This is a genomic window from Bradyrhizobium sp. STM 3843 (genome assembly GCF_000239815.1).
In the GTDB taxonomy this organism is placed as follows: domain Bacteria; phylum Pseudomonadota; class Alphaproteobacteria; order Rhizobiales; family Xanthobacteraceae; genus Bradyrhizobium.
This window is the reverse complement of record NZ_CAFK01000321.1, coordinates 1-24690: the sequence shown is the minus strand read 5'-3', so window position 1 is coordinate 24690 and position 24690 is coordinate 1. Positions and strand designations below refer to the sequence as shown.

Genomic DNA, 24690 nt, shown 5'->3' with positions numbered 1-24690 from the left:
CCACCTTCATCCGCGGACATAGCTCAACTCCAATGGCCGTTTGCAGCCAGAGTGATGTTGCATCGCACCACCGTTCACCGGTATCCCCACGCCGCCCAATTCTGGTTCCGAGTGCGTCGAATGCCTGTTACAACTTCGGGGCATAGTCCTTGTACGAAAGGATTGCCTCATGCCCGCCCTTGCATTTTCAAATAATGATATTGCCGTCGTCGCCTGGACCTTCGACAGCCGCCTCGATGGCTGCCTCGGCTTTGCGATTCACCAGATCGATCTCGACGCCAACAAGGAAACCGTGCTGCCGGCGCTCGCCCGCTTCAAGGGGCAGACCGCCGACAAGCTCACCACCGAACAGGCCCCCGTCCAGAAATTCTGGTGGAAGGATCTTTTCGCCAAACGCGGTGGCACCTATCAGTACAAGATCGTGCCGATGGGCGGCACGCCCGGGCAGACCTTGAGCCCGCTCGCCAGCGTGAAGCCGTTGCTCAGCAACAAGGTTACGCTGACGCCGAACCGGCCGCCGTTCCACGCCTATTTCAACCGCGGCATCACCGCGACCCAGGCGCTCAGCCATGAGCTGAAGGATCACCCCAGCATCGACGCGCTCGCGCCCCACATTCTCGATCCCAACGATGAGATCCGCATCCGTTTGATGGGACAGCTGCAGGAGGGCGTTACCTCGCTGCTCAAACGGGCCGATGACCAGGGCGGCCAGATCCACGCCGCGCTCTATGAGCTCAACGATCCCAACGGGCTCGAAAAGCAGCTGCAGGCCAACCCGAAGAGCCGGACGGTGATCCTCGGCAACGAGCAGGGGCCGGACACCGAGGATGCCGACGCCGACAACCGCGCCGCCCTGAAGAAGGCCGGCGTCGACGTGATCGACCGCATCCTCGGCAAGGGCGACATCCCGCACAACAAGTTCATGGTGCTGACCCAGAAGGGCAAGCCCACGGCGGTGCTGTCGGGCTCGACCAACTGGACCTCGACCGGCCTGTGCACGCAGACCAACAATGCGCTGGTGGTCGATTCGCCCGAGCTGGCACAGCGCTATCTCGACTATTGGAATGCGCTGAAGGCCGATACCGACGCGGCCGATGGCGACGAGAAAGCGCTGCAGTCGAAGACGCTGCGCGACTTCGCCCACGCCAACAACGACAAATCGATCAACAGCCCGATCAAGCTCGATGGCGGCGTCACCATCGAGCCGATGTTCTCGCCCAACACCAAGGGCAAGCTCGGCAAGCATCCGGACACGCCGAACGACATGGGGCGGGTGTTCGACCTGATGAGCCAGGCCAAGCACGCCGTGCTGTTCCTGGCCTTCGACCCCGGCAACAATTCGATCCTCGACGAGGCGGGCAAGCTCCTGGCCGAGAAGCCCGATCTGTTCGTGCGCGGTGCGCTGACCAGTCCGCAGCGCGCCACGAACTTCTCCGAGGCGCTGCATTCGGGCGGCCACACCGAGCGTCCGGCCGATGGCGGCGGCGAGGCGCCGACGCCGGAGGTCAAGGTGGTCGGCGAGGCCGGCGGGCCGAAGCAGAAGGGCGCCAAAGCAGCCAAAGATTCAGCAAAGGGGCCGATCGACTTTCGCGCGGTGCCGGCCGGTGCCGTGCAGGATGCCTTCGGCAAGTGGGAGAAGGAGCTCGCCAAATACGGCTTTGCGATCATCCACAACAAGATCGTGGTGATCGATCCGTTCAGCGACGATTGCGTGGTCGTGACCGGCTCGCACAATCTCGGCTTCCGCGCCTCGCACAACAATGACGAGAACATGCTGATCATCCGCGGCCATCGCGGCCTTGCGGAAGCCTATGCCTGCCACGTGCTGGATTTGTACGACCACTACGCCTGGCGCTTCCTCCTAAAGCAGCATCCGGAGATCTTCGGCAAGCCGCTTCAAGGCGACGACACCTGGCAGGACCGGTATATCAGCGGAACTGAGGAGAAGTCGCCCGAGCTGCGCTTCTGGATGTCGGCGGCCGCCAAGGTCGCCGGTGCCGGCGGCAGCGGCGGCGCTGCCTCGCCGGCGTCAGGCGGTTCGCGAAACAAGACGACCAAGCCATCATCGGGCCCAGGCTCCAAGCCGTCGCAGCCAGCCGAAGCGCCCCCCGCAGCCGAGACTGCGCCGAAGTCCGGCGCCGCAAAGGCGAAGACGACCAAGAAGCCCGGCAAGAAAACCACCAAGAAGGCCGCCGCCGCGGCGAAAGCCTCCGCCGGCCGGAAGAAGACGACCAAGAAGAAAGCTGCTGCGGGCAGCGCCAGGAAGGCCAAGGGGGCAAAGAAGACCAGCAAAGCGACGAAGGGCAAGAAGGCCAAGAAAGCCGCCAAGCGTCCGGCGAAGAAGATGGCACCGAAAGCGACCAAGCGATCCACGAAGCGGAGCGGAGCGAAGGGCACCAAGCGATCGAAGCGGTAAGCGCGCGGCACGGAAGCCTCGCTGAGCAATCCTTTCGGCGAGCGCCGCTGTGCTTCCAGCCGACGGAGCGGCGGTTCGATCGCATTTGGTGGACAGAGATTTGGTCGGCAGCGAGCGGCCGCGGAAAGGCCGCTGCCAATTTGTCGCTCGTCATGCCCGGGCTTGACCCGCCTGCGCGGACGGAGCCGCTTCGGCGCGGCGAAGGCCCGGGCGTCCGCGTCTTTCCTCCCCAGAGGAAGTTAACGGTTGAAAGCAAACGTAGCCCGGATGAGCGAAGCGAAATCCGGGTTCCTGCTCCCGCATATCGCTTCGCTCATGCGGGCTAAGCTTGCTACAGCTGCCTACCCAAGATGCCCACGGATGAAGGCGCCGGCGCTCGCGAGCGCTTGGCGCCCGGGCTCGAGGTGAGCATTCCAAAGATGCCAGGCGTGAATCATGTGGGGCCAGATCTCCAAGGTCACCGCGACATCCGCGGCACCGGCTGCAGCCGCAAAGCGCGTCGCGTCTGCGAGCAGGGTCTCGTTCGATCCGACCTGGATCAGAGTAGGAGGAAAGCCTTTCAAGTCCGAATAGAGCGGCGAGACCCGCGGGTCTTTCCTGTCAACTCCAGCCGGAACATAGGCATCCGCCAGCTCAAGGAGGTAGCTCCTGTGGATGATGGGATCGATGGCCTCCTTGGTGGTGAGCGTCGAACCGGACATGGTCAGATCGGTCCAGGGTGATACCAGCCAGGCGCAGGCCGGCTGTTCGGCCTGCGTCTCCCGCAGGCGATTGATGAGCGCGGCCGTGAGGCCGCCGCCGGCGCTGTCGCCCGCGATGGCGATCTGCGCCGCGGGGATCCCGAGCCGCTGCAGGAAGTGCCAGGCCGTGAGCGCGTCATCGAGGGCAGCCGGAAACGGATGCTCCGGGGACAGCCGATAGCCGACCGCGAGCGTGCGGACCGCGGCCGCGCGGCCGGCTTCCGTCACCATGCGTCGGTGGCTGAGAATGGAGCCAGAGCAATAGCCGCCGCCATGGAAATACAGCAGGACGCGATCAGCATCGCTTCCGGGCGCGGTCGACCATTCGCCGCGGACGCCTCCAAGATCGACCGGATCGAGCCTGACATCTCCCGCAATCGGCCATACCGAACCGACCTCGTCGAGGCGTTGCCGTCGTTCACTCCACCCCACCGGGCGTGGCTTCGAGCTCAGTAGCGCGCGGATGGCCTCGATCTCATTCTGATCCATGGGCATACTTCCCTCCTGATCGCCGAGCACCCGAACGCAGTGTCATCGAGTCCGACGTCGCCGCGTTCTTCAAAAGCCAAGTGCAAATTTGCGGATCTACTCTACCCTTCCAATCCTGCGCATAGCGGCAACCAAGCGCGCGCCATCGTCCGCGACGAACTGCGTGAATTCGGGGACACGGTGCATCAAGCGCGCTCGCCGTGCATTTCTGTCGCCTACAGTTATACCTGAACGACGCCTGAACTTTTAGCCATCGCTCAAGACCTATAGTTGCGTCCCGGCCTGCGTGCCTGGGGTAAAAAGAGACTTCGGCCGCTTCCGGGGCGTCGCCGAGGGCTCTCTGTCGTGCTGCCGCAAGAGCCGGGGCATGGCGTCTAGCCCGCTGCGCAACTTCTTGACTTGATTTCAGCAAGCAAAGGAGGAGGAGCCTATGCGGAAGTCTCTCATCTTTGTCCTGTCTAGCGTCGCGATGGCCGCTGCGGCATCAACCGCTGTCGCCGGTGAGAAGGTGCTTGAGTTCAAGCTCGTCACCAAGCCGATCGATGTCAAAGTCATGGAGGTCGCGAACGTCGAAGGACAGACGATCGCGTCCGGCAAATTGTTTGGCGTCGCCGTCTTCAACGACGGCCGCATCGGGGTGAAAGAGTTCGTCAACACTGCTGACCTGCTCAAAGGCTCGGGCCCCTTCTTCGGCTACAGCACCTACACGTTCGAGGAGGGCTCGATCACGGCGCGCTACACCGGCATGGCCAAAGACGGCAAATCGACCGGCGAGTACACGATCCTTTCGGGCACAGGTGCCTATGCGAACGCCACCGGCACGGGGACGATCGAAAGCGCGCCAAACCCATTCAAGGGCGTCAGCCTGCTGAACATCAAGCTCGTCATCAAAACCCCGGGGTCGTGACGGTGTAACATCCGCAGGTCCTGCATGAGGAGGCAAGCGTAGCCCGGATGAGCGAAAGCGAAATCCGGGTTGTGATCCCGCATGTCGCTGTCGCTCATGCGAGCTACGTTCGCTTGTTTGTTTCTGGCGACACCGGGCTTGACCTGCTTGGGTCCGCTCGGACATCGCTATCGTGTCAGCGAGTCCGGAAAGAGGAATTTCGCAAGAAGTTTCAGCGTGATTTGGCCTGTCCAGATCTTCACGCAAAAATATTCTGATTTCGCTTTTTCGGAAAATGTGTTTTCATGTCTTCGTCCCGCCCCAACGAGGGGACGCTTCGCGGTCGTCACGGACGTCGGGTGCGGGATGCGGTGGGCGCGTCGGGTCGCAGCATGGCGGCATGATCCGGAAAAGTGCGTAGCGGTTTTCCGATAAAGATCATGCCCAAGTGAAGTTCATGCGGACGAACGATTCGGTGCGCACGGTCAAGCCGCGTGGTTATGGCACTTGTCAATGTAAACAATGCGCTAGTTTGTCTAACCGGCTTTCTCCGACCCTTGACACATTTGGACTTTTTGCCGCTTTGTCTAACCGTTTGAGGCAAAGCGCGGCCAGCGGTATTGGCACCTCGTTGGAAGTCAGTGCCGGGCTGGGTCGTTGGAGGCTTCTGATGCGTCGGCCCGGTGCCCGGTGTCCGGTGTGGCAGCGAAACCTCGGAAAATGCGCCGGTGAGACTCCTCCAGTGGCTTTCAGCGTTTGACCTGAGGTTTCCTAGCGCTCCCGCTTGAGTTGGTCGAACGATAACGCGGCTTCGAAAGTGGTTGGCAACGACGCATAAATTTCCCGAAGGTGCTTCTGCTTGAGAGCAAGGCCTTCTGCCGTGTTGGTCCACTTGTCGAGATCATCGACATTCATATTTTCGCGCTCTCCCAACAGGGTTAGGAACGCTTCAGAGGCATCGTGCAGTCGAGTGAGGAAGACACAGATATCCTGCCCGTAGAAGAAGCGGGCTTCGTCCATTTTGACGTACAACTGGCGGATCAAAGTTGAATCCTGTTTCGTCATGTCTGAAACCATCGCCAGATGTTCGATGAGGCGCTTCGCAGCATCATAGATCTCATATCTCTTCGCGAAGAGGTCGAATTTGAGCTTGTCGAGCGCTATGTCGCGCTGCGCTCCGCCGATCTGTGCCTGAAGCTTGCCGAAGCGGATAGCTACTACTGCGGCGAGGATGGCTGTGATAAAGCTGAGGACCGGCGACGCGAAGTCCTTTAGGATGTCATGCATTGGCACTAAAAGCGTCGTTTATGATCTTGAACAACTTCTCTGCCTTGCCTGACGTGCCGCTTGGGAGGTCCGCCACGCTCCTCCAACCATCAAAGCGACGCAGAATTTCTGCCATAACGCGTCGCTTGTCGAGTTCCTTATGGCCGTAACGCTGAACCAAAATACTTTCGACTCTCTTCGAGATCATATCCGAGCCGTCAACCGGCAAGTCCTGCATCTTTATCGCCACGCCGAACGCGGCGTTTACGCAATCGAGGTAGAACTCGTCATCAAACAGATCCTCTATGGCGGCATCGGTCTTTCTTATGCCAGCCGCTTTCCCGAGCATGATAACCCGGAATCGGGCCTTCTTCTCTTTCGCCAACTCCTTGAGCACCAACTCTTCTATCTTCTTCTTCGCCGCGTGACCTTCAGAGTCGGTGTCTAGCAACACGCCCGAATCCCAACCTTGTCCGACGGCGAATGCGGCGTACATAGGTGTCTTTGGCGCACCTCGCGCAGGCCAAAGATAGATGCTGTCAGACAGGTGCGCCTTCCCCTCATCGCGCAAAATCCCGGAGAGCTTGTGTAGAATGAGTGCGTCGTCGCCGCCTTCAACGATGAGAGTTTGGCGAGTACCAAGAAGGCCGCTCATATCCCCGGTGAGACCGAGCGCAAGCTCGATCACAGCCATTGGCGCACTTTGGCTGCTCACAACCCCGTTCTTGACGGTAGTGTGGTTGCCCTTCGATTCGACGATGCGAACACGTTCGGGATATGCAGGATCGACCATTGAGGCGAGATGTGTTGTATATAGGACTGTGTTTTTTGAGTCAGCAAGGCGCTGAAACACTTCGAGCAAATCGCGCTGGCCTGAATAATGCAAGTGAATGCCGGGTTCTTCGAGGAGCAGGATGCAACCACGGTATTGACCTCGGCTCGCGTGCGTGAACTTCCAAGCGAATGAGACGTGCCAGCGGAAACCGCTTGATCTCCGATGCAAGCGCACTGGCATGCCTACCGCATCATCCTCAGCGAAGATATTGAGCGTCGTGCCATCGATCTCGATATGAAAGTTGACTTTCTTTTGAGTCCACAATTCGCGGAATTGTTTGCTCAAGTACGATGACGCCGCGCGTTTGTCGAACGACCTGATGGTGCGTCCCTCCGGCGTGCCCCCCTTTGCGAGAAATTCATCGATGTTTACTTTGGCGAGATCGAGAACGATCTTGATTGTCTGCTCTTCGTTCGAGAGTTGGTGCCATGGCACGTTCTTGGAGCGCTCAGCAAGCTGATTGAGTTCGATGCGAGCACCACTCATCCCGTAGTCTTGAATCAGGACAAACCTCGGCGCGTGTTCCTTCGCCCACGCATCCACCTTGGCAGCATCGAAATCACTGGAGTGTTTCGCAGGGACCGCGAAAGTTGGCCCGGCGTTATAAGATCGGGAGCCAATGAGGGTCAGTTCGGAAGCCAGCTCGCGAATTTTGGCATCTTGCTCCCCCACCTCGCCCTGGCCATCTGGTGAAGGCTCGGAAGAACTCGGCTGCAGCGCCGCACTTTTGTACAATTCCTCGATCTCGTCGTTATCGAGGGCAAATCTTGCCTCACACACTAATGCCGACGGATCCTTGTTACCCCAATCATCGACCGGCCAGTCCTCGTCGATGTTGTAGGCCTCTTCCGGCGCGAAGGGATTGATACGGTAGAGCGCTTCGAAAAGATTGCTCTTACCGGCTTCGTTCTGCCCGACAAACGCAGTGATATTGTTGTTTATGTCGATCCAACCCGAGTCCATTACATTCCGATATTTCGTTACTTTAAAATGTGTTAGCTGCATCGTTCTGCCCTGCCCAACCCGAATTCTTCCGGCCTCGCGCATTCGTTGCACGCGATTCGCCCTGCGCGAAGTCAAAAAGTTTATATGCTTCCAGTTGTGCAGCAAACAGAGAACTATCCTGTTTCGACTACCGCTCCGTACTGTCCTTGGCTCGGTCCAGGCCGATCGCTGATCTCCGGCCCGTCGCCCGGCGGCTTGCTGCGGCAGCGGCAGGTGCTGGATCAATCGCTGCTCGATCAGCGCGGCTTCGCGGCCGCTGGCGAGCGATTCAGTCGCGAAGAAATTTTATTTCAAGGAAATTTCGCGATCTGCGGCCGCTAACGTTGGACCGCCGCCGCGCTCGGATGGAGGGTCCCTTCCGATGTCCAGAACCCGCCCCCCTGGCCGTTTGACGTGTCCGCTATGCTCTCGATAGCGGCATGAAAGCGGACATCACACGAGGTCGCAGATGGGCCAGGTGCGGAAGTCATGCTAGTGGCAATGGCGCTTTTAGGCGCTCGGTCGCGCCGCGTTTCACTGATCTGGACCGCCGCAAGCCATCTGCTCGGCCTGCTCTTCGATCAGCTTAACCCTTTCCGTGCCCACGCCCGACACAACCTCACCCATATCCTTGCAATTGAACGTGAACTCTATCAGGTTCTTCGGATCAAACGCATCGCCGCCTATGCTGTAGAAAACGACGTGATGGTTCTTGCGGTCGATGTGGTCCATATCGACGGCGAACTCTGTGCCGTCCTTGGCATCGAAAATCTGCCAATTCGGTTTAACAAGCTTGTGCCGCCACGTGACATAGCCGTCGCGCCACCTGAGCGGCTCGTCACCGGCAGCGCTTGGTTTACTTTGCTGGGTCGATGCCGAAACGACACCAAATACCATGACAGCCGCGACACAAATCAGCACCCTGATCGAGGTCATTTACTGGTTCCTAGAGGCATTGTTGGCGTAGCGGAACGCCTCGCGGCGCGAAGTTGCCAGGCTTGCGGCTCATGTCAATCGAAGTCTGCTCAGGGTCATGAGCCGTAATACTATGATCGAGCATAAGATTTCCGCTCTATCCCCGAAAGCCGACATGCCGATCAATTCACGCTCGACGACAGCGGATTGGGCAAGTCGAGGATCTTGTTGCCGCGATCAGAGGCGGCGTTTTCAGTGACCTTGAGCTGCAGCTCCGCGAGCCGGGTCTCCAGCCTGGTCCGCGAAAGCTTCAGTTCGCGGTTTTCCGACGTAACGTGCGCCAGCTCGCCTTCGAGCGCCTCGATGACGGTGTTGGTGGCGCGAGCCAGCCCAAGCACCTCAGCTTCGAGGCCAGCGATCCGCTGCTCTGCCGCAGCATTGGCGGCGATATCGGCGCGCTCCCTCTTCTCGCGCTCGCGCTCAATCTCGAATCGCTTGTCCTGCTCGGTGATCTCGCGAGCATGCCGCTGGTTTGTGGTCTCGACGCGCGGCTCGGCAAATCGGACAAATTGTCCGGTTGGATCGCCTGCGCTGATCTGCTCATGCGACCTGTCTACCAGCGCCGCATCGACGCGCTGCAACGTCTCGCGGCCTTGAGCGATGATTTCGGCGGCTTCTTCCGGCGTGAACTTGCTCATGAGCTGCCTCACCAATTGACGGATACAAACTGCACCGCTCCCGGTGCCGCAGCCCACGCGCATTCGGCGCGGACGCGAATGGCGATCAAACATGATTGGAAAACGCTCGTGCTCGGCGCGGCAGGCACACCCGACGCCGACACGATTTCACCGGGGCTGGTGTCCTCGCGATGCAGAACCGTTTCCTTGCAGGTGTCGATCTCGGGCGGGCCTTGATAGCCCGATGCGAGACCTGCAGGCGCGCAAGCGATCACAGTTTTCGGCGGCAGGCCAAGCGACATGAAAACCTGATGATCGAAGTTCGGTCCGCTCTTGGCCTTGATGATCATGGCCTCGCGCGGACCAGCGACGAACACCGTGTCGCTCGGATCGATGCCAGCCGCGCCGATGGTTGCGACCAGCGCGCCGAGATCTTCGGCCATGGCATCGACGCCAGCCGCTGCAGCCACGGTCGGCACTACGTTGAAAAGCAATCCTGGAGGCCGGATCGCGTCGCCGGGATTGGCATCGAAAGCAATCGTGTCGACGCTCCGGTTGGTGGAGTCGGCCAGCACTTTGCCGATCACCGCGCTAACAGACTGCGGCGAGGCATTTTCCAGTTCTTCGGAGACGGTCGACAAGACCATAATCTTCCGCGCTGGACCGACCTGGCTTTTCATCAGGCTCCACTGCACCACGGGACCGGGAGAGCCTTCGGCGATGAAAACCGGCTGCGGCGGGAAGTTGGCGACGTGTGGAATGCTGATCGTGCGAACGCCTGCGAGATTGAGTTTCAGCGCGCTCGGGTGATCGAACAATTTCCACGCTGCTGATCCGGGCGAGAGCGAGCGGAAAGCGCCGATCAGGTCATGGGGCGGAAGGCCGGTGTTCGTCGTGCTCGATGGCGACACGGCGGCTTTCAGGATTGCTTCGGCGTGGGGATCGTGCGGCCAATTGGCTTTCAGAATTCGCTCGGCGGGGCGCTGCGGCGTCGACAGGGCGCGACAGGTGATGGCGCGGCTCCAAGCCCGCCGCTCGATGCGCGCGGCCTCAGCGCGGTCGGCTCGCAGTGGGACGGGGACGGTCATCGTATGGCCTCCGTTGATCAGAGCAATGATCGCACGACCCGAAGGCAGCGGGTGGGTATGCGTCCCGCTATTTTCGGCTGCGCTACTCGCGGATCGCATCCGGGCCCGCGAGTCCGGCGCATGGGTCGGCTGCTCAAGCAGTTCGATGTGAGGGGCGGCGACCAAAACGAAAGTATGGCAGCCCACACTTTCGCTCCCTCGCGTCGCGAAGTCGCCGAACAAGCTGCGATGAGCGTCGCCTTGCTGTACCCGGAGCCTGAGAAAGGTGGGCGCGGCAAGAAGGGAAAGGCAACGGAGACCGTTGGGTTTAGCCAGCAGCGGTTGCGTGAGGCCCGCCATGTTCTCGCCTATTCTCGCGAGCTGGCGCTGGCCGTTCGCAACCGCACCGTGAAGCTCGACGAAGCACTCAAGCAGGTCGAGGACGAACGGAAAGCCTTGGAAAGCTCAGACGCGATGATGGAGCGGCTGCGCGCCGAAGCTCCCGACTTCACCGATCTCGTCAGCGAGGAGCGGATGTTAGTCGCAGATGTGCAGCGCATCATCGATCATCGCCTGGAGCGCGCGAACGATCTCCTCGCGCTGATAGGTGTCGCGAGGCGGAAGCCACTGAAGGCAGACGAGCCGATCAACATGCTTGCCGCCGACCTCGATCCGCACCGACATCTTGCCGTCGCGGCAGCGCTGCCGATAGCGGGCCTTGCGGCGCGCTGACAGTGACGGCGACCTGGTTGGCGAGCGCTTGAGCATTAGTCACGCAACCCAATGACCGATCCCATCCCACCGCTTGTCGCAGATCGTCAACATGAGATCGGCGTATGCCGGATGGCGGTCCGTCACTGAGTCCAACACCTCTTGCATGAGATCGAAGCCGCCGCGCGCGTTGATCTGTTCGCCGAGCTGAGCGCAACGGCCCAGCAGGGCGATCTCTTCTCCGCGCGGCACCGGCTGCGAGCGATGACGAATTCCGATGATCTCAAGCAAAACGTTTTCGAGCGCGGCCGCAAACTGCGTCGTTGTCCTGTCGCGTTTCATGGTCTGGTTTCCTCGTCGATGCTCTGAGGGTCGGAGGTCTGAACACATCTCTCCTAAGGAGAGAGATGTGTGTTCAGCCCACCTTCCGAGATCCCATTCGAACAGGTCTGAACAGACGGCCTGAACATGTTCAGACGCATTTCGTGCCCTGTTCTCAGCTTCTTGCTCATTCGACCATTCCAGTTGTTCAAACGTGTTCAGGGGTCTGAACAAAATCGGTTCCATGCCCTCCGGTCTGAACAAGCTGTTCAGCAGCCTCCTTGCCCTTCTTGGTCAGGCTGATCCGGTCGCGTTCGAAGGTGATCAGCTTGGCCTTTGCGAGCGCCTTCAGGATGCGACCGACGAGAACATGGTACGGTTTGCCGTCCTTCATCTTCCAGCCGAGCCGCTTCGCCAGTTTGGTCTGCGATGCTGCTCGGCTCTGCGGATCGAGCAGCGCAACGAGCAGTTCGTCCTCGCGGCTGTGCATCGCCTGTGCGACCTCGTCGCGTCCCCGCTCGGAAAGCGGAGATGCGACAACCGTGGGGACCAACCGCCCCTTGCTATCCTTCAGGCGTTCATGAGTGACCGAGCGGAGCTGGAAAAACATCGGCGCGAAATCCGGTCCCCGGAATTTTCCTTGTGTTGAGACCTTGACGCTTCCATCGGTGGCGCAGGCAGCCAAATTGCCGTCCACCTCGGCCAGGAACGCACCGCCGCCGCGAGGGATCAGGTTGTCGTCGCCCGCGTTCTTGACCGGATGACAGGCGGCTACGACGCAGGGATGTCCTGGCATGCCGGTGAAGACGCGCATGCGGCGCGCGTGGTTGCCGACCTGGACGTTGTTGTTCTCTTCCTCACCCTCGAAATACGCGGCGGAGGTATCGACGACGATCAGGCTAACTTCGCCAACGAGGGCGATCTCGGAGCGGATGCGTTCGAGCATCTCCGAGAACTTGAACACGCCGGGGATGAAGTGGACATCGATGGCGTCCATATCGAAGCCCATCTGCTGCGCCATCGCGATCCAGCGCATTCGTACATCGTCGGCGTTCTCGCCTGCGAGATACAACACGCGGCCCTTTTCAACCTCGCGGTCGCCGAGCTTCTTGCCTTCCCAACCAACATGCGCGCAGATCAGCAGCAAGATCGCAGTTTTGCCCGCGCCGGTCTTGCCAGTGAGGCTATAGAGGAACCGCCGCTGCAGCACGCCTTCAAGCACATAGTCAGGCGGCACAAATCCGGCGACGAACTCGGCGCTCGATTGGATCAGGCGAGCAGGTCCAGACGGACGAGGGGGCTGATAATCCTCCGCCTGGTCGATCAGCGCGTCGAGGTCGTCGCGCGAATGTCCCAACGCCAACCATTCGCTGATGTCGGCCTTGTGCGGAATGTCCGGCCAGAACTTCGACAGGTCGAGAATGCGGACACGCGCCGCGACACCGGAGAGATGGCTCGCCACGGCTTCAGCATGGTCCTGTCCGGTCGGATCATGATCCGGGACAATGACGATGTCGGCATCGCGGAGATGTTCGTTGAGGGCGGCCCCCCATTTGCCAGCCCCGCCAGCATTGCACGTCGCCGGAACGCCCATGCGCCACAGATTATCGGCGTCCTTCTCACCCTCGACGATCAGTACCGTACGGCCATGTGAAATCTGCTCAACAAGCTCGGGAAGGCGATACGGCACCTGCCGCACGCCCTTCACCGACCAATCCCAACTGCCAGGCTTACTCGGGTCAGGCCGACGCTGACGAAAGCCTTTCGGATCGTCGTAGCGCACGACCTCGAACAGCAGGTCGCCACGTTCGTCATAATAGGCATAGCGAGCGACCATCTTGCCAGTCGGCGGCGCACGCCGCTTGCCGTTAGGGCGCAGCGGCGTCGGTTCGCGCCCGGGCTTGAGGCCTTGGCGCTCCAGCCATTCGAAAGCATCCTTCTCTTCGAGTCCCCTCTTGTCGTGGATCAGGCCGATCACGCCGCCGCCAACACCACGCTCGTGATCAAACCAAGCGCCCTTCGCAAGATCGACCGACAGCGATCCGTGGCTGCCGTAGCGAAGTTCGCTCTCAGACGACAACGTCGCGTTGGGCTCGCCGAGCAGCATCCGGGCGACCGGCTCCATCAATGCTGCGATGTCGGAGGTGAAGTCATTCACGGCTCGGTCCTTCCTCGCGGCTTTTCAGCCGACGACCGAGCTGCTAAAAGTAGAGACCTTGCCAGGTCCGACTTTTTTGCTCGGTCGGGAAAATAGCAACGCCGTCCCACCGGGACGGCGTTTTGCTAGGCGATCTTCTCCATCGCGGTCGCCGCCTCGCGTGCAGCGATCCGCTGATCAATCGTCGCCGGGCGACCGCAGATTTGGCCGTGCATTTTGAACAGCCCAAGCTCGCGCTTGAGCCGATAGACGGCTTTCCATTTTTCTTCGTCATCGAAGATGTATCGGGCAAGCGCCCGTGCGCCGAAAATGAGGTCAAGGTGGCGCTGTTCATGGGACCGTTGGGCCATAGTCACACGCTCCTTAGAAAGAATAGCAAAATGTACATTTCAATAATAGTAAAAGCAATATTGACTTGACAATACCGGGGCGATCGAGGGAAAATGCGGTAAACCTCGGCAAAGGCTGGAAAAATGCTGCCGCCCTTCACGACCACCTACGCAAAACTTGAGGCGACGCTGGTGCGCCTGCACGGCATCCCCGCCGATCAGGTGCCTGCCTTCCGCGCCAGGTTCGGCAGCCTGCAGCGCGGCGGCTTGCTCGGCGACGACCGGCCGGGGAAGGGCAAGAAGCTCGAATACACGCCGGATCATTTCCACCGCGCAATCATGGCCTTTGAACTTCTTCAGGCAGGCCTTTCGCCGGGAGTGATCCTGCAGCTGATCAATGAACACTGGGACCGGCTGAGCGCGATCTTCATGAAGGCCGAGAGGTCCAACGAGAAGCATCCAGAAGAGGACACGGCGAGCGACGTCGTGCTGGTGCTCAGCTTGGACCTGATCGACGACACGATCCGCGCCATCGACAGCACGACGCGGGACAAGGTCGGGCAGATGATCATGGGCGAACTCGACTCGCGCATGCTGCTGATCAATCTGTCCCGGAGGCTGCGGCCGTTTCACGAATATTTGGCCGCGCTCCACCTGCAGCCGGACGAGCTGTTCGAAATGGCTGAACGGGCGCGGAAGAAGACGGGGAAAACCGCAAAGTGATGGGAGGGTGTGCATGTCCCGAAAGGTCGGTGACAACTGCACGTTTCGGCAAAGGGACGTGAAGGCAGCGATCAAGGCGGCGCGCGCTGCCGGTCTGGAGAACTTCAGGATCGAAGTTGATCAGGCGACGGGCCGGATCAGTGTGGTGACGATGAAGCCGTATGAGACGGTGCAGAAGGGGGACCACGAGTGGGACGACGATCTTTGAAGCTGCCGCACGGCTGCAAACGCTACGTCGACCACACCGGCGTGGTGCGCACCTACTATCGCCACACCTCGCCGCCGACGCCGTTGCCCGGTCTGCCGTGGTCGCCTGAGTTCATGGCGGCATACGAGGCCGCCAAGGCGCGCGGGGACCGCGTAGGGCCGGTGATCATTGGCGCAAGCCGCACGATGCCTGGCACGGTCAATGCGGCCCTCGTGAAGTACTACTCCTCGGATGAATTCAAGAACATGACGAAGGACGTGCGGCAGCAGAACCGTGGGTACCTTGAGAAATGGCGCGCCACGCGCGGCGACAAGAAGCTGCGTGGTTGGAAGCACGAACATGTTCAGGGCTTCATCGGCAAGCTGACGACGCCGTATGCGCAGCGCAACAATCTGCGCGCGTTGCGACACTTCGCGAGATGGGCGAAGCGCGAGCGGCTGCTGGATGTCGACCCGACGACTGACATCGAGAAGGCCAAGATCGTCAAGACGGGTGGCTTCCGCGTGTGGACCGAGGCCGAATTCAAGACCTATGTCGCCAAGCATCCCATCGGTACCAAGGCGTACCTCGCTCTGCAGATCATGGCGTGCACGTCCTTCCGCCGATCCGACGCGGTGCAGATCGGGCCGCGCCATGTGCGCAAGACCGCTGCGCACCCGCTCGGCGTGATCGAGGACTATCAGCCGCAGAAGGGCCGCCGCACTGGCGGCAACCTGGTGACGGTGCCGATCCATCCTGATCTGGCAGCGGCCATCGAGGCGATGTCGATGGTCGGCGCTGACACGTTCCTCGTGACTGATTACGGCAAGGCGTTCACGCCGAAGGGGCTCGGCGCGAAGATGCGCGAATGGTGCGACGCTGCTGGTGTGCCGCCGATGGTCGATGCCGCTGGCAAGAGCAAGAACGTCGCGTCGCACGGCCTGCGCAAACTGTGCCTGACGCGGCTGGCGGAAGCGGGCTGCACGGTGTTCGAGATCGCATCCATCTCGGGCCACAAGGACCTGCGCGAGGTGCAGCTCTACGTCGAGGCCGCCAACCGCAAGAAGATGGCGGCGGCCGCCATGGGCAAGCTGGAAGAGGCACAAAGCCGCAACGTGATTTGTCTAAATCGCGAGGACATTTAGCCAAAAAGGCAAAAATCCATTGTGAAAACAATGGCAAATTCCAGGGGTGCCAAGTCGTGTGGTCCTGGCGCCCCGGTGCTGGCGTCAAGTTCGTGACGATGCATTTGGCGCGTTGCGGATGACAGGGGCAAGAGAGCCGGTCCCTGGGGAGAGCGCGAAGTAAGCCTTCAAACATCGCGCGGGGAAGGCCGGGCGTTCTCGGCCAGACCTGTGGTGACTGCCGCCTGCTTTCTTTTCTGCAGGCGGGCCACGGGCGCGGCCAGCGCCCGGCCTTCCCTGCGCCCTCAAGGACAAGAGGGCGGTGAGATTGCCAAATAGCTCGGGCGCGATGCGCCGCGAGAACGTGAATGCATGTCAGAGCGAGATGCGTGTCCCAATGAGATCGACGAACTCGTGCGATGAGATTGCGCTGCAGGCGCAGACGTCCACGTCTTTCGGCAGGACAATTGTGGTCACAGATATCACGGCTTGCTCGGGGGTCACCTCGCCCCGCTTGCGGGGAGAGGTCGGATTGCATCGAAGATGCAATCCGGGTGAGGGGGACTCTCCGCGAGGTCGGTCCGTGGAGAGTCCCCCTCACCCCGACCCTGTCCCCGCAGGCGGCGAGAGGGAGCGCAGCGCCCGCAAGGCACGCGCGCGTCCAACATCAATCCCCGCAAACAAAAACCCCGCCATTCGCGGCGGGGTCGAGGTTCGGGTGTCGCGAGCGCGGCGCTCGCAGCCAGCCCCGGGAAAAGCAGTAAGATCAGGCGGGAATGCGTTCGTCCAGGTCGTGCGGCTCGCGCAGCACATAGCCGCGGCCCCAGACGGTCTCGATGAAGTTGCGGCCTTCGGAGGCGTTGGCGAGCTTCTTGCGCAGCTTGCAGATGAAGACGTCGATGATCTTCAGCTCCGGCTCGTCCATGCCGCCATAGAGATGGTTCAGGAACATTTCCTTGGTCAGCGTGGTGCCCTTGCGGAGCGAAAGCAGCTCCAGCATCTGGTATTCCTTGCCGGTCAGATGCACACGCTGGCCGCCGACTTCCACCGTCTTGGTGTCGAGATTGACGACGAGGTCGCCGGTCTGGATGACCGATTGGGCGTGACCCTTGGAGCGGCGCACGATCGCATGAATGCGTGCGATCAGCTCGTCCTTGTGGAACGGCTTGGTCATGTAGTCGTCGGCGCCGAAGCCGAGACCCTTGACCTTGTCCTCGATACCGGCGAGGCCGGACAGGATCAGGATCGGAGTCTTGATCTTGGAGACCCGCAGCTGCTTGAGCACGTCGTAGCCGGACATGTCGGGCAGATTGAGGTCGAGCAGAATAATATCGTAGTCGTAAAGCTTGCCGAGATCGACGCCTTCTTCGCCAAGGTCCGTCGTATAGACGTTGAAGCTCTCGGACTTGAGCATCAATTCGATAGACTGCGCGACGGCGCTGTCATCCTCAATCAGCAAAACGCGCATGCCAGTTCCCCATAGTCGCCGCTCCGGGCGTCAGGTCGGCCGCACTTGCGGCACTCAAAACGCCTTTGAACAACTGATTCGGATCCTGACGAGAAGATGGTTAACAAAATCTGATTCACCTCCGCAAGCTCCATCCGTGCAATTTTTGTCGAATCGCCCTAAGATATTGCGACGAAGCAGGTTTTCTCAGCCGTTCTCGTTCAAGCTCCATGTTAAGAGACGGACCTAACCGACTCCCGCGACCCGCTGATTTTTGTAAGCAGCGAGCCGAGCCTCTCAGTCACCCAAGACAGTGACGCAATGATTAATGATGCGGGTAAACACGAAGTTAAGCAGGGCGGGCTAAACCGCCGATACTTAAGGTTTCCGCAATGAAGGCGCTCGCCGAGCAAATCAACGACATCGACGGTGTGAATATCTATGGACGCGTCGTCGGCGTCAAAGGATTGATGGTCGAAATCGCGGGGCCGATCCACGCGATGTCGGTCGGCGCGCGGATCGTGATCGAGACCGGCAATAATTACATCCCTGCCGAGGTGATCGGCTTCTCCGGCAAGAACGCGGTGGTGATGCCGTTTGCGGGCCTTGAAGGCGTACGCCGCGGTTGTCGGGCCGTGATCGCCAATGCCGCCAACCAGGTGCGGCCGTCCCCGGCTTGGCTTGGGCGCGTGATCAACGCGATGGGCGAGCCGATCGACGGCAAGGGACCGCTGCCGCTCGGCGGCTCGCCGGTGCCTTATCGCAACATGCCGCCGCCGGCGCACTCGCGCAAACGGGTCGGCACCCCGCTCGATCTCGGCGTGCGCGCGCTCAACACCTTCTTAACCTGCTGCCGCGGCCAACGGCTCGGCATCTTCGCCGGCTCCGGCGTCGGCAAGTCGGTGCTGCTGTCGATGCTGGCGCGCAACGTCGACGCCGACATCTCGATCATCGGTCTGATCGGCGAACGTGGCCGCGAGGTGCAGGAATTCCTGCAGGACGATCTCGGCGAGGAAGGCCTGGCGCGATCGGTGGTGGTGGTCGCGACCTCGGATGAGCCGGCGCTGATGCGGCGGCAGGCGGCGTATCTGACGCTGGCGACGGCGGAATATTTCCGCGACGAGGGCAAGGACGTGCTGTGCCTGATGGATTCGGTGACGCGCTTTGCCATGGCGCAGCGCGAGATCGGCCTCTCCGCCGGCGAGCCGCCGACCGCCAAGGGTTATACGCCGACGGTGTTCACCGAGTTGCCGAAGCTGCTGGAGCGGGCCGGACCGGGGACGGGCGAGGGCACCATCACCGGCATCTTCACCGTGCTGGTCGACGGCGACGATCATAATGAGCCGGTGGCCGATGCGGTCCGCGGCATTCTCGACGGCCATGTGGTGATGCAGCGCTCGATCGCGGAGCGCGGACGTTATCCCGCAATCAACATCCTCAAATCGGTGTCGCGCACGATGCCGAAGTCGGCCGATCCTGCCTACCTGCCCACCATCATGCGGGCCCGCCAGGTAATGGCAACCTATGCCGACATGGAAGAGTTGATCCGGCTCGGCGCCTACCGCGCCGGCTCCAGCCCGGAGGTCGATGAGGCGATCCGCCTGCACGAGCCGCTGGAGGGCTTCCTGCGGCAGCGCAAGGACGAAGTTTGCGGTCTTGCCGCCGGCTACCGCCAGCTGGAACAAATCCTGGGGCGCTTGGAAACGGAAAGCTAACTTTGTCGGGTAATCATCCGCGCCATGTGATGAGCCAAGCCGGTGGGCCCTTGACGGGCGGCCGGCCCCGTCCCGCGTCCGCTACGGGACTTCTGGGGAGTATGAGTCGATGAAGTCGCGCGAAACACTAATTCGCCTGAAGAAATTCCAGGTCGACGAGAAGCGCCGCCGGGTGGCGCAGATCGAGGGCATGATTGCCGATTTCGAGCGCATGTCGGCCGAGCTGGAGCGCGAGATCCAGACCGAGCAGGACCGCGCCGGCATCAATGATCCCTCGCATTTTGCCTACCCGACCTACGCCAAGGCTGCGATCCAGCGCCGCGAGAACCTGACCCGCTCGGCCGACGAGCTGCGCGGCCAGCTCGAAGAGGCCAAGGGCGCGCTGTCGGAGGCGTTCGAGGAATTGAAGAAGGTCGAGCTGCTCGACGAGCGCGATCAGGCCCGCGAAAAGGCCGAGGAGAACGCGCGCGAGCAGGCCGACCTCGACAGCATCGGATTGATGCGTGCCCGCCTCGGCGTGATCGCCTGACCGCGCCGGTTTGACCAAGTGGCAGGATCGAGCCCGGGCCTGGCGCCCGGGCTTTTTTGTCGCGGCGATGGCGTCTACACTTTGGCCGGGCTTGGAAACGATGGAGCAGGGCGATTTCGGGGAAAGCTGAATGCTGACGCCGGCAGAGCTGGTCTGGCTGCTCGCCGCGGTCGCCAGGGGAGACGAAGCCGCCTTCGAGCGCCTGTACACGGCGACGCGGGCGAAACTCTATGGCGTCGTGCTCCGTATCTTGCGGCGACAGGATCTCGCCGAGGAGGTCGTCCAGGAAACCTACGTCAAGGTCTGGCACAGCGCTGCGCAATTCAACCCCGCGGTGTCCTCGCCGATCACCTGGATGGCCGCGATCGCGCGCAATCGCGCCATCGACCTGGTCCGCAAGCGTGGCGAACTGTCGCTCGAAGAGGCACCCGACGCGATGGAGGTTGCGGCCGAGACTCCGGATCCGCTGGCGCGCCGTGAAATGTCGGAGGAGCTCAAGCGGCTGTTGGAATGCGTCGGGCAGCTCGAACCTGACCGTCAGAAGCTGGTGCTGCTGGCCTATTACAACGGCTGGAGCCGCGAGCAGCTGGCGGTGAAGTTCGGGGCGCCGGTGAACACGGTAAAGACCTGGCTCAGGCGGAGCATGATGGATATCCGCGCGTGCCTCGGTCTCTGATTTCGTTGAGGCGGCGGGTCTGATGATCTGGACGTGTGATGGCGTATAGCGAAGATCATATTGCGCTGGCCGCGGAATACACGCTCGGCACGCTCGATGCGGACGAGCGAACACAGGTCGAGACCATGATGTCCGTCGACAAGGATTATGCGGCGCTGGTTCAGGCATGGGAATTCCGCCTGAGCGTGCTCAACCAGATGGTCGGGCTGGTGGAGCCGCGGCCCGAATTGTGGGCTCGTATCAAGGCCGCGATCGAAGCCCCGCGTCAGCAGGAACAGGTCGTTCCAGAACAGACACCTCCGTCGGCGCAGACGTCGGACGTTGCATCGGAAGACCTGACGCCCCCGGGTGCACCGGTTCTGGAGCAGGAGCTTCCGGCGAACGCTGAGCGCGAGCGGCCGGAACAGCCCACCAGGCCTGGCGCGCTGACAGGGGTGCCCACGGTTCAAGCGGTCAACGACAACGTCGAGATGCTGCGGCTGACCGCAAAGGCCCGGCAATGGCGGATGGTCGCCAATGTCATGGCGGCGCTTGCGGCCGTGCTGCTGGCGATGATCGGCGTCCAGGTCTATCGACCGGAATTACTGCCGGAAGGTTTGCGGCCCAAATCGCGCACGCAAGTGGCCCAGGTGAAGGCGCCGGCCGCGCAATATGTCGCGCTGCTGCAGAAAGACGGATCGTCGCCGGCCTTCATCCTGACGGTCGATGCCGGCAGCAAGAACTTCACCGTGCGCCGGGTCGGTGCTGAACCGGAGCCCGGCAAGAGCTACGAGCTGTGGCTGGTGTCGGACAAGCTGCAGCGACCGCGCTCGCTCGGCGTGATCGGCGGCAACGATTTCACCACCAGGCCGGTGCTCGCCGCCTACGATCCCGACACGGTCAATCGCGCGACCTTTGCCGTGACGCTGGAGCCGGAGGGCGGTTCGCCGACCGGAGTGGCGACTGGACCGATCGTGTTCTCCGGCAAGCTGATCGAGACCGTGCCGCCCGCGCCGGCGCGCTGAGACCTCCACAAAAAGAAAACGCCCGTGGGGAGCGGGCGTTTTCGGTAGTGGACTTGGGGTTGGGTCTACTACATATCCACGCGGCCACTGGGGGGCTGTAGCACCGCGTGAATTCCTTAAACTCCTTTAGCGAACCAGCGGCGCCTCCGAACTCGTCACCACCACCGGCTTGCCCGCCTTGATGACGCGCGCCGTCTGCATGTCGTTGTCCGAACCGCTGCGGGCGGTAATGCCGAAACCTGCCACCGCGATGCCAGCCACGAGCGCCACGACCACGATCTTCAGGTGGGTGGTCCGATCTGCGCTGTAGATCGAGTGGTTCATGGAAGCCTCCTGCCGCCTTCCGCTCGCGATTTCGTCTTGCGTCCTCGATGATTCGTCGATTCGTCGGTGCGGTTCGGCCGGGGGTTCATCGTGTCGCGCTAAGAAACGTAGGAAATCCCAATTCCGTTCCCAAGTCACCATCACAAGAGCGTGATCAGTCGTGATCTGCCGCGATTGTGGCAGCCGAAATTCGACAATAATCTAGTAAATACAATTACTTGGAGAGATTTTGGCCGTCTCTGACAAAAAATCGCCTTGATGAAGGAAAATTAACAAATTAGTTGCCTGTGGCGGAAAGACATAGGCGGAAAATGCTACCGAAAGCGGCAGAGGTCAGCATTTGGTGCTGACCTCCGCGGGATAATATAGTCAAACTCAACCGTTGCGCTAGATGCTGCCGACTGTCTTCAGCCGGGCTCGCGGATGGATTTCGGCCTGCGACAACACCGTAGTCTGGGCGCGGAAGCGCTCCACCAGCGAGCGCACGAACGGGCGGATCGCCGCTGACGTCACCAGCACCGGCGATTCCCCCTCGCGCGCGGCGCGCTCGAAGGCGTCGCGCGTGGCGGTCATGAACTCCGAGAGTTTCGATGGCTGCATCGCGAGGCTGCGTTCCTCGCCCTGGCCGACCAGCGATTCCGCAAAGGCCTGCTCCCACCGCGCCGACAGCGCGATCAACGGCAGATAGCCCATCGGCGAGGTGTTGTGGGCGCAGATCTGGCGGGCCAGGCGGGCGCGGACATGCTCGACGATGGTCGACGGATTGCGCGAGAACGCGAGCGCATCCGCGATGCCTTCGAGGATGGTCGAGAGATCGCGGATCGAGATCCGTTCGGCCAACAAGAGCTGCAGCACGCGCTGGATGCCGGAGATGGTGATCTGGCTCGGCACGATGTCCTTGATGAGCTCGCTCTGCTCCTTCGGCAACTCCTTCAAGAGCTTCTGCACCTCGCCATAGGAGAGCAGGTCGCTCATATTGGCCTTGAGCAGTTCGGTGAGATGGGTCGAGAGCACGGTGGCGGCGTCGACCACGGTGTAGCCCTTCAGCGAGGCCTCTTCCTTCAGGCTGGCGTCGACCCAGGTGGCGGGCAGGCCGAAGGTCGGCTCGGTGGTGTGGATGCCGGGCACGGCGACCTGGTTGCCGCCGGGATCCATGACCATGAACTGGCTCGGCCAGATCTTGCCGGTGCCGGCGTCCACTTCCTTGATCTTGATGACGTAGGTGTTGGCCTCGAGCTGGACGTTGTCGAGGATGCGCACCGACGGCATCACGAAACCCATCTCGATCGCCAGAGACCGTCGCAGCGCCTTGATCTGGTCGGTCAGCCGGTCGGTCCCGTCGGGGCCGTTGACCAGCGGCAAGAGCGCATAGCCGAGCTCGATCTTGAGGTCGTCGATCTTCAGCGCGGCGGAGATCGGTTCTTCCGCAGCCGCTGCCGCGGCGGCGGCCGCCGCAGGAGCGGCGGCGGCTGCTGCTTCCGCGGCCTTGGCGACATGCTTCTGCTTGCGCGCCTTCCAGGCGAGCGCGGCTGCGCCCGAGCCGAGCGCCAGGAAGGGCAGGGTCGGAATGCCCGGCAGCGCCGCCAGCACCAGCATGACAGCGGCCGACATGCCGAGCGCCTGCGGATAGCCGGAGAACTGCTTGATCAGCGCCTTGTCGGCCGCGCCGGTGACGCCGGCCTTGGACACCAGGAGGCCCGCGGCGGTGGAGACGATCAGCGCTGGCACCTGGGTGACGAGGCCGTCGCCGACCGTCAGCACCGTATAGGATCGGGCGGCATCGCTGAAGGAGAGGCCCTGCTGCGCGACGCCGATGATGATGCCGCCGATGATGTTGATGAAGACGACCAGCAGGCCTGCGATCGCATCGCCGCGGACGAATTTCGAGGCACCGTCCATGGCGCCGAAGAAGCCGCTTTCATCCTCCAGCGCCTTGCGCCGTTCCTTGGCGACCTTTTCGTCGATCAGGCCGGCGGAGAGATCGGCGTCGATCGCCATCTGCTTGCCGGGCATCGAATCCAAATGGAAGCGCGCCGCGACCTCGGCGATGCGGCCCGAACCCTTGGTGATGACCACGAAGTTCACCGTGACCAGGATCGCGAACACGATCAGGCCGATGACGAAATTGCCGCCCATCACGAACGAGCCGAACGCCTCGATGACGTGGCCGGCGGCGTCGGTGCCCTCATGGCCGCGCGACAGGATCAGCCGGGTCGACGCCAGATTCAGCGACAGCCGCAGCATGGTCGAGATCAGGAGCACGGTCGGGAAGGAGGAGAACTCCAGGGGCGCCTGGATGAACAGCGCCGTCATCAGGATCAGCATCGACAGCGTGATCGAGATCGCCAGGAACATGTCGAGCAGGATCGACGGCAGCGGCAGGATCAGCACCACCAGAATGGTGAGGATGCCGAGCGCGAGCGCGATGTCGCCGCGCTTCAAGATATCGATGATGTCGCTGAGCTTGAATCCTGATGCCGGCAACCCGGCCCCTTGTCCTGCCGTGACGTCGACCATGGCTCTCGGCTCTCCCCGCGGGCCGCGCTGGCCGGCCCCAAACGATTTCGCGGCGGCCACCGGGCCACCGTTTCGAGACTGAGCTACCGCACTGGCGTCCACGGAAAGGGCCTCCCCCAACATCCGCACCCGACTGCGACACTCACTTCCAACCCGGCAATTTTTGCCCGGTGTATGGTTAGCAACCGGTTAATGACCGGTGACAACGGCATGAAGTGTGGGCCGGTGAGGCGTCCATGCTTCACCCTCCCCCTTGCGGGGAGGGGGATCGCATACGGCTGGAATGGCCTCGGGCAGCCTTCTTCGCGGCCATCCTTCGAGACGCCCGCCTGCGGCGGGCTCCTCAGGATGAGGGCTTCTTCCGCGGTGAAATCGTAAACCCTCATGGTGAGGGCGCGGCAAAGCCGCGCGTCTCGAACCATGAGGCCCCGAAGGCGGAACAGCCCAAATGCGATCGCTCTGCCCTTGCGGGGAGGGTCGGCGCGTAGCGCCGGGGTGGGGGTCCAAGCAACGCCCTCTTGCGGGAGGCACGCAGATCCAATCCGCCGTTCATGACGACACAACTGTTCGTTCTCGCCGCGCCTCGCGCCCGAGTTTCTACGGAGAAATTCGCCGCCCTCGAATTGGTGGAGGGCGCAGGGAAGGCCGGG

23 protein-coding genes are annotated in these 24690 nt (G+C 61.7%); 11 read left to right on the top strand and 12 right to left on the bottom strand.

The genetic code is table 11. The features are described 5' to 3' along the window. Window positions 1-169: 169 nt before the first annotated feature. Window positions 170-2416 (top strand): phospholipase D-like domain-containing protein, encoded by a 2247-nt coding sequence (locus BRAS3843_RS35390; RefSeq protein WP_008974074.1) that lies wholly within the window; start codon window positions 170-172, stop codon window positions 2414-2416. A 341-nt stretch (window positions 2417-2757) separates the two neighbouring features. Here BRAS3843_RS35390 and BRAS3843_RS35385 read toward each other — a convergent pair whose 3' ends face one another. Next, window positions 2758-3645, bottom strand: a complete 888-nt coding sequence (locus tag BRAS3843_RS35385; protein WP_008974073.1) for an alpha/beta hydrolase — start codon at window positions 3643-3645, stop codon at window positions 2758-2760. Window positions 3646-4114: 469 nt separating this feature from the next. Between BRAS3843_RS35385 and BRAS3843_RS35380 the strand changes: the two genes are divergently transcribed. Then, the gene (locus BRAS3843_RS35380; RefSeq protein WP_244425556.1) at window positions 4115-4552 is read left to right on the top strand and encodes a hypothetical protein; all 438 of its coding nucleotides are present in this window, start codon (window positions 4115-4117) and stop codon (window positions 4550-4552) included. Window positions 4553-5302: 750 nt separating this feature from the next. Here the strand turns inward: BRAS3843_RS35380 and BRAS3843_RS35375 are convergent. Both BRAS3843_RS35375 and BRAS3843_RS35370 read right to left on the bottom strand, forming a co-directional pair. Further along, window positions 5303-5818, bottom strand: coding sequence for a hypothetical protein (locus BRAS3843_RS35375; RefSeq protein WP_008974069.1), 516 nt, complete (start codon window positions 5816-5818; stop codon window positions 5303-5305). Then, on the bottom strand, window positions 5811-7679 hold the full coding sequence (locus BRAS3843_RS35370) for an AAA family ATPase (protein WP_210161406.1): 1869 nt from the start codon (window positions 7677-7679) through the stop codon (window positions 5811-5813). Before BRAS3843_RS35370 ends, BRAS3843_RS35375 begins: the two co-directional genes overlap by 8 nt. Window positions 7680-7721: 42 nt before the next feature. Between BRAS3843_RS35370 and BRAS3843_RS41940 the strand changes: the two genes are divergently transcribed. After that, window positions 7722-7958: a hypothetical protein gene (locus BRAS3843_RS41940; protein ID WP_210161405.1), complete on the top strand. Its 237-nt coding sequence runs from the start codon at window positions 7722-7724 to the stop codon at window positions 7956-7958. Window positions 7959-8150: 192 nt separating this feature from the next. Here the strand turns inward: BRAS3843_RS41940 and BRAS3843_RS35365 are convergent, their stop codons facing one another. The 3 genes from BRAS3843_RS35365 to BRAS3843_RS35355 form a co-directional block, all read right to left on the bottom strand. Beyond that, window positions 8151-8552 (bottom strand): hypothetical protein, encoded by a 402-nt coding sequence (locus BRAS3843_RS35365; RefSeq protein WP_008974067.1) that lies wholly within the window; start codon window positions 8550-8552, stop codon window positions 8151-8153. A gap of 161 nt (window positions 8553-8713) precedes the next feature. Continuing rightward, window positions 8714-9286, bottom strand: a complete 573-nt coding sequence (locus tag BRAS3843_RS35360) for a hypothetical protein (protein WP_139025071.1) — start codon at window positions 9284-9286, stop codon at window positions 8714-8716. Then, window positions 9238-10635 carry a hypothetical protein gene (locus BRAS3843_RS35355; RefSeq protein WP_139025070.1) on the bottom strand — a complete coding sequence of 466 codons (1398 nt, stop codon included), beginning with the start codon at window positions 10633-10635 and terminating at the stop codon, window positions 9238-9240. Before BRAS3843_RS35355 ends, BRAS3843_RS35360 begins: the two co-directional genes overlap by 49 nt. On the opposite strand from BRAS3843_RS35355, the gene BRAS3843_RS35350 reads away from it, so the two are divergent. Further along, a complete protein-coding gene (locus BRAS3843_RS35350) occupies window positions 10618-11007 on the top strand; it encodes a hypothetical protein (protein WP_139025069.1) in 390 nt (129 codons plus the stop codon). The two genes, BRAS3843_RS35355 and BRAS3843_RS35350, sit on opposite strands and share 18 nt — an antisense overlap. Window positions 11008-11046: 39 nt before the next feature. Here the strand turns inward: BRAS3843_RS35350 and BRAS3843_RS35345 are convergent, their stop codons facing one another. The 3 genes from BRAS3843_RS35345 to BRAS3843_RS35335 all read right to left on the bottom strand — a co-directional run bounded on the left by BRAS3843_RS35345 (window position 11047) and on the right by BRAS3843_RS35335 (window position 13815). Beyond that, window positions 11047-11328 (bottom strand): hypothetical protein, encoded by a 282-nt coding sequence (locus BRAS3843_RS35345; protein WP_008974063.1) that lies wholly within the window; start codon window positions 11326-11328, stop codon window positions 11047-11049. A gap of 187 nt (window positions 11329-11515) precedes the next feature. Continuing rightward, complete coding sequence (locus tag BRAS3843_RS39115) at window positions 11516-13432, bottom strand: AAA family ATPase (RefSeq protein ID WP_139025068.1); 1917 nt, start codon at window positions 13430-13432, stop codon at window positions 11516-11518. A 158-nt stretch (window positions 13433-13590) separates the two neighbouring features. Further along, the gene (locus BRAS3843_RS35335; protein WP_008974061.1) at window positions 13591-13815 is read right to left on the bottom strand and encodes a hypothetical protein; all 225 of its coding nucleotides are present in this window, start codon (window positions 13813-13815) and stop codon (window positions 13591-13593) included. 123 nt (window positions 13816-13938) lie between these two features. Here BRAS3843_RS35335 and BRAS3843_RS35330 point away from each other — a divergent pair, with 123 nt between their 5' ends. From BRAS3843_RS35330 to BRAS3843_RS39110, 3 genes are read left to right on the top strand one after another with little or no spacing between them, the layout of a single operon-like run. Next, window positions 13939-14517 carry a hypothetical protein gene (locus BRAS3843_RS35330; protein WP_008974060.1) on the top strand — a complete coding sequence of 193 codons (579 nt, stop codon included), beginning with the start codon at window positions 13939-13941 and terminating at the stop codon, window positions 14515-14517. Window positions 14518-14530: 13 nt separating this feature from the next. Continuing rightward, the gene (locus BRAS3843_RS35325) at window positions 14531-14725 is read left to right on the top strand and encodes a hypothetical protein (RefSeq protein ID WP_008974059.1); all 195 of its coding nucleotides are present in this window, start codon (window positions 14531-14533) and stop codon (window positions 14723-14725) included. After that, entirely contained in the window at window positions 14707-15849 is a 1143-nt protein-coding gene (locus tag BRAS3843_RS39110; RefSeq protein ID WP_139025067.1) for a tyrosine-type recombinase/integrase, read from the top strand. Before BRAS3843_RS35325 ends, BRAS3843_RS39110 begins: the two co-directional genes overlap by 19 nt. A gap of 745 nt (window positions 15850-16594) precedes the next feature. Here BRAS3843_RS39110 and BRAS3843_RS35315 read toward each other — a convergent pair. Continuing rightward, complete coding sequence (locus tag BRAS3843_RS35315; protein ID WP_006614002.1) at window positions 16595-17296, bottom strand: response regulator transcription factor CtrA; 702 nt, start codon at window positions 17294-17296, stop codon at window positions 16595-16597. 371 nt (window positions 17297-17667) lie between these two features. Here BRAS3843_RS35315 and fliI point away from each other — a divergent pair, with 371 nt between their 5' ends. The 4 genes from fliI to BRAS3843_RS35295 all read left to right on the top strand — a co-directional run bounded on the left by fliI (window position 17668) and on the right by BRAS3843_RS35295 (window position 21199). Then, window positions 17668-18990 carry a flagellar protein export ATPase FliI gene (gene fliI, locus BRAS3843_RS35310; RefSeq protein WP_008974056.1) on the top strand — a complete coding sequence of 441 codons (1323 nt, stop codon included), beginning with the start codon at window positions 17668-17670 and terminating at the stop codon, window positions 18988-18990. A gap of 109 nt (window positions 18991-19099) precedes the next feature. Next, window positions 19100-19519 carry a flagellar export protein FliJ gene (gene fliJ, locus BRAS3843_RS35305; RefSeq protein ID WP_008974055.1) on the top strand — a complete coding sequence of 140 codons (420 nt, stop codon included), beginning with the start codon at window positions 19100-19102 and terminating at the stop codon, window positions 19517-19519. A gap of 130 nt (window positions 19520-19649) precedes the next feature. Further along, window positions 19650-20195 (top strand): sigma-70 family RNA polymerase sigma factor, encoded by a 546-nt coding sequence (locus tag BRAS3843_RS35300; protein ID WP_008974054.1) that lies wholly within the window; start codon window positions 19650-19652, stop codon window positions 20193-20195. A gap of 38 nt (window positions 20196-20233) precedes the next feature. Continuing rightward, window positions 20234-21199, top strand: a complete 966-nt coding sequence (locus tag BRAS3843_RS35295) for an anti-sigma factor (protein ID WP_008974053.1) — start codon at window positions 20234-20236, stop codon at window positions 21197-21199. Window positions 21200-21325: 126 nt separating this feature from the next. Here the strand turns inward: BRAS3843_RS35295 and BRAS3843_RS35290 are convergent, their stop codons facing one another. Then, window positions 21326-21523 (bottom strand): hypothetical protein, encoded by a 198-nt coding sequence (locus tag BRAS3843_RS35290; RefSeq protein WP_008974052.1) that lies wholly within the window; start codon window positions 21521-21523, stop codon window positions 21326-21328. 387 nt (window positions 21524-21910) lie between these two features. Further along, on the bottom strand, window positions 21911-24040 hold the full coding sequence (gene flhA, locus BRAS3843_RS35285; RefSeq protein ID WP_008974050.1) for a flagellar biosynthesis protein FlhA: 2130 nt from the start codon (window positions 24038-24040) through the stop codon (window positions 21911-21913). Between the last annotated feature and the right edge of the window lie 650 nt (window positions 24041-24690).